This window comes from Cellulomonas sp. ACRRI (assembly GCF_022346185.1).
Taxonomy (GTDB): Bacteria; Actinomycetota; Actinomycetes; order Actinomycetales; family Cellulomonadaceae; genus Cellulomonas.
Window position 1 is genome coordinate 1 of record NZ_JAKRMS010000181.1, and the last position, 5,944, is coordinate 5,944.

Sequence of the window (5,944 nt, forward strand, 5' to 3'; positions counted from 1 at the left end):
GGGTCGTCAGGCGCGCCAGGTCCTCGGGCACCGCGCGCCCGGCGGCCCGGCGCTCGGCGGCGAGGTCGCGGGCCATGCGGGCCAGCTCGGCGTCGGCGCGGTCGTCGAGCCCGGCGACCGCGTCGAGGCTCGTGCCCTGGAAGACGAGCTTGACCACCGCGTGCCGCCAGGTGTGCTGGTCGAGGTGCGCCGCGGCGAACGGCCCGACGGCGGCGGCGACGAGCGAGGTGTCGTTGGCCCGCAGCGCGTCGGCGGCGAGGTCGCGGCCGAGGGCGACGACGGGCCCCGGGAGGGCGTCCGGCGTCGACACCGCGAGCGCGTCCAGCCCGCGGAGCACACCGCGCCGCTCGGCGGTGTCGCCGTCGCGGTACAGGTCGGCGAGGTGCGCGGCGAGCCGGTCGGCGGCACCGCGGTGCGCCTCGGCGAGGGCGAGCACCACGGCGGCGCGGGCGGCGTCGTCGACGGTCCCGTGCACGACGCCGGCCGGGTCGGTCGCAGGGCGCAGCGGGGTCCGGCCGACCCGGCGGCCGGCGAGCGGGAACGCCCGGTCGGCGCTCCGGGGGGCGCGACGGACCTCGGCGAGGACGTCGGCGAGCCAGCCGGCGTGCGGGGCGCGCGCGGCGGCGACGACCGCGGTGACCGGGGGCGGGGCGGCCGCGGCCGCGGGGTCGTGCGCGGTCGGGCTCCCGGCGGGCGGGGCGGATCCGGCCGCCCGGGCGGTGGCGGCGGTCGGTGCGGCGGGGTCGGACGACGTCGTCGGCGTCACGGTGTCACTCCCTCTCAGCGAGCGGGTCCGGGCACGGGTGCGGGGTCGGGTGCGGGGTCGCGGGCGCCGAGGTGCGTCCACGCCCGGCGGATCGCGGCGGCCGCGGCGGCGACCTGCCGGGGCGCGTCCCACGAGTGCCGGGGCAGCTCGACGGAGACCACCCCGGTGTACCCGGCGGGTCCCGCGGCGGCGTCGGCGAGCGCCGCCACCGCACCGGCCAGGTCGAGGTCGCCCTCGCCGAACGGCCGGTGGTCGTGGTGCGTGCGCGGCATGTCGTCGATCTGCACGTGCGCGAGGTGCGACCCGGCGGCGGCGAGCGCGCCGGCCACGCCGCCGGGCTCGACGACGAGGCAGTGCCCGATGTCGACGGTGAGGCCGAGCGCGTCCGGCTCGCCGAGGTCGGCGCGGAGCCGCAGCGCGTCCGCGACCGTCTCGACGTGCATGCCGGGCTCCGGCTCGAGCGCGAGCCTGACGCCGTGCTCGGCGGCGTGCCGGACGAGGCCGGGCAGCCGCTCGCGGAGCCGCTCGTCGGCGACGGGCCCGGGCACGTCCCGGGCGCGCACGCCCGAGAAGAGCTGCACCACGGGGGCGCCGAGCGCCGCGGCGACCTCCACGGACCGGCGCAGGTAGGCCAGCCGCGGCGCGGCGTCGGCGTCGACGAGGGCCGGGGCGTGCTTGCGGCGGGGGTCGAGCAGGTAGCGGGCGCCGGTCTCGACCACGACGCGCAGGCCGCGGCCGTCCCGCGCGCGGGTGAGCCGGTCCCGGAGCGCGGCGAGGTCGGCGGCCGGCGCCCCGGGGTCGAGGTGCGGGAAGCCGAGGGTGAGGGCCACGGCGTCGTAGCCCTGCTCCTCGAGCAGGTCGAGCGCGGCGGCGAGCGGGTGGTCCCCCAGGCCGTTGCTGCCGTAGCCCAGGGCGAAGGGCAGGTCGGGCGTGCCGGGCCGGTCGGCGAGGTCGCTCACGTCTCGCTCACCGCCCGCGGCCCGGTCGCGCGGCGCAGCAGCGCACCCGCCGCCGCGACACCGCCGAGCGCCAGGGCGACGCCGGGTCGGCCGGCGCGGGCCGCCCAGGCGGCCTGGAGCGGGACCATCGCCCGGATGCCCGCGCCGGTCGCGGCCCGGGCGGCGCCGGCGGTCGGGGTCCGCGCGGCCCGGCCCTGCGCCGGCAGGCACTGCGCCAGGGTGGCGGCGACGGCCGTCGCGGTCGCCACGCGCGCGGGGACCGCTCGGGGGGCCGGGGGCAGGAGGGCGGCGCCCGCGACGGCGGCCGAGCCCGCGAGGACCGCGGCCGCGACCCGCCCGGTGGTGCCGTGCACCTCGCCGCGGGACAGCACGGTCACGCCGGCGGTGTGCGCGGCCAGCGCGGCGGCGGCCGGGGCCGCGGCGCGCAGGTGCCCGACGCCCGCGCCCAGCAGCACGTCGATCCCCCGGCACGCCGCCATCGCGACCGGGCCCGCGACGGTGTCCTTGAGCCGCGCGTCGTACAGCCACACGCACGCGGCGAGCGGGGCCGCGACGGCGAGCGCGCGCCGCCCGCCGCCCGCCGCGGCCAGCGCGAGCCCGGTGGCGCCGAGCCCCGCGGCGACGCCGAGCGCGTGCCGCGCGCCGACCCGGCCGGACGGGACGGGGCGCTCGGGGCGCTCGACGGCGTCCACCTCGCGGTCCGCCCAGTCGTTGAGCGCCATGCCGCCGGCGTACAGGCAGGCGGACGCGAGCGGGAGCAGCGCGCGGCGCCCGGCGAGCGGGAGCCCGGCGGCCGACGCCCCGGCGAGGGTGTCGCCGAGCACGGTGAGCACCGCGGGCGCGCGGACGAGCTCCAGGTGGTCGAGCACCGGGCGGCGCGGCGGACGCGGTGCGCCGACACCGCGGGAGGTCGCCGGCGGGGCCGTTCTCGGCGGCGCGGAACCGGCGAGCCCGCGCGTCCCGGGCGTCACCGCCGTCACGCGGCCAGCCCCCGGGCCCAGCGCAGGAGGTCGTCCGCCTGGTCCGCCGCCGCGTGCCGGTCCGAACCCCACGGGTCCTTGAAGAAGAACCCGAGCTCGGGCACCACGCCCGCGACCCCGCCCGCGTGCGCCAGCGCCAGCAGCCGCGCCAGGTCGAGGACCATCGGCGCCGCGAGCATGGAGTCGTACGCGGACCAGGTGGTCTGCAGGGTGATCCGCGACCCGAGGAACCCCTCGGCGTGCACGTGGTCCCACGCGACCTTCACGTCCCCGAGGTCGGGGACGTGGTCGATGTGCAGCGGCGTCACGTCGGACCCCGTGAGGTCGCGCAGCCCGCGGGTCTTGGACGCCAGCTTGGACCGCACGGCCTCGGGGTCCGCGAGGGTGGCGCCGTCGCCGCCGCCCAGCAGGTTGGTGCCCGCCCAGGACAGCACCCGCAGCCCCCGGTCGGCGAACGCCGGCGCGAGCACCGTGCGCAGCCAGGTCTGCCCGGTCTTGCCGTCCTGCCCGGCGACCGGGACGCCCGCCGCGGCGGCGAGCGCCTGCAGCGCGGGCAGCCCCATGCCGGCGGACGGCGTGAACCCGGCGTACGCGGCGCCGGCGAGCACGGCGGCGTACGCGGCCACGGAGGACGGCGGCAGCACGACCCGCCCGGGCTCGCGCACGGCGGCGACCAGCGCGTCCCGGTCGTCGTGCGCCGGCGTCGGGTGCGCGGGCGGCTCGGTGGACGACACGTCGACGACCACGACCCGCGCCAGGTCGTGCCGCGTGGCGAACGCCGTGATGTCCTCGGCGAGCCGCTCGGCGACCTGCATCTGCGAGCCCCCGGGCACGAGCGGGCCGCGGTGGCCGGGGCGGACCTCGGTGTCGGCGGCATCGAGGGCGGGCGCCGCGGCGGCGAGCAGCGGCGCCGGGATCATCCCGGCGTCCACCAGCGCCTCGGCCCGCTTGGTGAGCGAGACGTCGCTGACGTCGTGGCCCCCGAGGACGAGGTCGCCCCAGTCCGGCAGCGGCAGGCCCGCGAAGGCGGGCGACGCGGTCACGCACCCCGCCGCCCCGGCGTGCCCGCCGGTCAGCGCCGCGAGCCCGAGGGCCGCGGTGGTGCCCACGGACCCGCGCGCGCCGACGAGCCACAGCCCGGTGCGCGCGCGGGCGTCCGCCGTCACGCCCGGTCCTTCGTGGAGAACGCCGCGTCGAAGGCAGCCTCCGGGGCGTCGAACGCCAGGCGCTTCACGAACGCCAGCGCCTCCGGGGCGCCGAGCAGCCGGTCCATGCCGGCGTCCTCCCACTCGACGGAGATCGGGCCGGTGTAGCCGATGGTGTTCAGGACCCGGAACGCGTCCTCCCACGGCACGTCGCCGTGGCCGGTCGAGATGAAGTCCCAGCCGCGCCGCGGGTCGGCCCACGGCAGGTGCGAGCCGAGCCGGCCGTTGCGGCCGTTGCCCATCCGCTTCTTCGTGTCCTTGCAGTCGACGTGGTAGATCCGGTCGCGGAAGTCCCAGAGGAACGCCACCGGGTCGAGGTCCTGCCAGACCATGTGGCTCGGGTCCCAGTTCAGGCCGAACGCCTCGCGGTGCCCGATCGCCTCCAGGGTCCGGACCGTCGTCCAGTAGTCGTAGGCGATCTCGCTCGGGTGCACCTCGTGCGCGAACCGCACGCCGACCTCGTCGAACACGTCGAGGATCGGGTTCCACCGGTCCGCGAAGTCCTGGTAGCCCGCCTCGATCACCGCGGCCGGCACCGGCGGGAACATCGCCACGTACTTCCAGATCGACGACCCGGTGAAGCCGACGACGGTGTCGACGCCGAGCTTCGCCGCGATCCGGGCCGTGTGCCGCATCTCCTCCGCGGCGCGCTGCCGCACGCCCTCGGGGTCGCCGTCGCCCCACACCCGGGCGGAGAGCATGTCCTCGTGCCGCAGGTCGATCGGGTCGTCGCAGACGGCCTGGCCCTTGAGGTGGTTGGAGATCGCCCAGACCTTGAGGCCGTAGCGGTCCAGGATCTCGAGCCGGGAGGCGACGTAGGCCTCGTCGTCCCAGCGCCAGGGGTCGAGGTGGTCCCCCCAGCAGGCGATCTCGAGCCCGTCGTAGCCCCACTCGGACGCGAGCCGGGCCACCTCCTCGAAGGGCAGGTCGGCCCACTGGCCGGTGAACAGGGTGATGGGGCGGGTCATGTCGGTCTCCTCGTCGAGAGCGGAACATCGATGCTGCGGGTCGCCGGCGCGCGGCGTCCAGGGGTGCGGGCGGCTCAGGTCATGTCGTGGCCCCCTGGCGGGCGAGGGCCTCGGCGACGGCCGCGTCCACCGCGCGCTGGTGCCGGACCCTGCGGCGTCGGCCGGCGGCGACGCGGAGGGCCACCAGCGCGCCGACGAGCGCCAGGGCGCCGACCAGGGCCCACGGGACCGCCCACGCCGCCGCGGACGCGGTGACGCCGGGGACGGCGGGTGCGTCGTCGGTGGCGGCGGCGCCCGGGAGCGCGACGACCTCGCCGCCGAGCGCGAGGGTGGCGGTGGTGCGGACCAGCGGCCACACGCCGTCGACCCGCACGCTGCGCACCACGGAGGCGCCGGGGATGAGCTCGGGCACCTCGACGGATGCCGCGCGGGCGCCGCCCAGGCCGAACAGGCCGGCGACGCGCACCTGCTCGGTGGGCGCGACGCGGGCGTTGCCCGTGTTCGTCAGGGTGAAGGTCACGGTCGCGGCGCCGGGGGCGACGGGGTTGTTGCCGGCGTCGTAGTCGACGCGCAGGTCGGTGACCGCCAGCGCCGGCGCCAGGTCGCCGGACACCCGCAGGTGCACGCGGGAGCCGAGCCGCCGGTCGACCGACACCCCTGCGGCGTTCTCCACGAGCAGGCTGGAGACGACGCCCGCGGCGTAGTCGCCGGGCTGGGCGTCCTCCGGGACCGTGACGGTGAACGGGACCTCGACGACGGCGCCGGGCTGCACGGCGATCTCGGGGGTCTCCACCCGCATCCAGGCACCGAGCGCGGTGGACTCCTCCCCCGCCTCCAGCACGTCCAGCGTGCCGTCCGGGGTGAGGAAGCCGTCCGCGGCGTACACGTCGAGGGTCAGGGGGGCGTCGCCCTTGTTGGTCACGACGAGGGCGTCCGACAGCGTGCCGCCGGGCGGGAGGGTGTACGCGAAGTTGGGGCGCTCGGCACCGTGCACCGTGTCGGCGGGGCGCACGCCCCAGGTGACCTGGGTGCTCGCGGCGGCGGCCGGGCCGGCCGCGGCGGGGTC

The 5,944-nt window shown here is 78.9% G+C and carries 6 protein-coding genes; all 6 read right to left on the reverse strand.

Annotated features, from left to right (window positions below):
- On the reverse strand, positions 1–766 hold a 766-nt coding region (locus MHY85_RS19730; RefSeq protein WP_239199862.1), incomplete at its 3' end, for an EboA domain-containing protein.
- Between the two features lie 14 nt (positions 767–780).
- Entirely contained in the window at positions 781–1,725 is a 945-nt protein-coding gene (locus MHY85_RS19735; RefSeq protein WP_239199864.1) for a sugar phosphate isomerase/epimerase, read from the reverse strand.
- Positions 1,722–2,594: an SCO3242 family prenyltransferase gene (locus MHY85_RS19740; protein WP_239199866.1), complete on the reverse strand. Its 873-nt coding sequence runs from the start codon at positions 2,592–2,594 to the stop codon at positions 1,722–1,724. The genes MHY85_RS19735 and MHY85_RS19740 overlap by 4 nt, the downstream gene beginning before the upstream one ends.
- Positions 2,595–2,701: 107 nt before the next feature.
- Entirely contained in the window at positions 2,702–3,871 is a 1,170-nt protein-coding gene (locus MHY85_RS19745; protein WP_239199868.1) for an inositol-3-phosphate synthase, read from the reverse strand.
- Positions 3,868–4,878, reverse strand: coding sequence for a sugar phosphate isomerase/epimerase (locus MHY85_RS19750; RefSeq protein ID WP_239199870.1), 1,011 nt, complete (start codon positions 4,876–4,878; stop codon positions 3,868–3,870). The genes MHY85_RS19745 and MHY85_RS19750 overlap by 4 nt, the downstream gene beginning before the upstream one ends.
- Positions 4,879–4,957: 79 nt before the next feature.
- Positions 4,958–5,944: DUF916 domain-containing protein (locus MHY85_RS19755; RefSeq protein WP_239199872.1), on the reverse strand; the 987-nt coding region annotated here is incomplete at its 5' end.

What these genes read in the sequence shown, in the direction of transcription:
- MHY85_RS19750 (WP_239199870.1), bottom strand. Translation starts at nt 4,878, where the DNA reads ATGACCCGCCCCATCACCCTGTTCACCGGCCAGTGGGCCGACCTGCCC.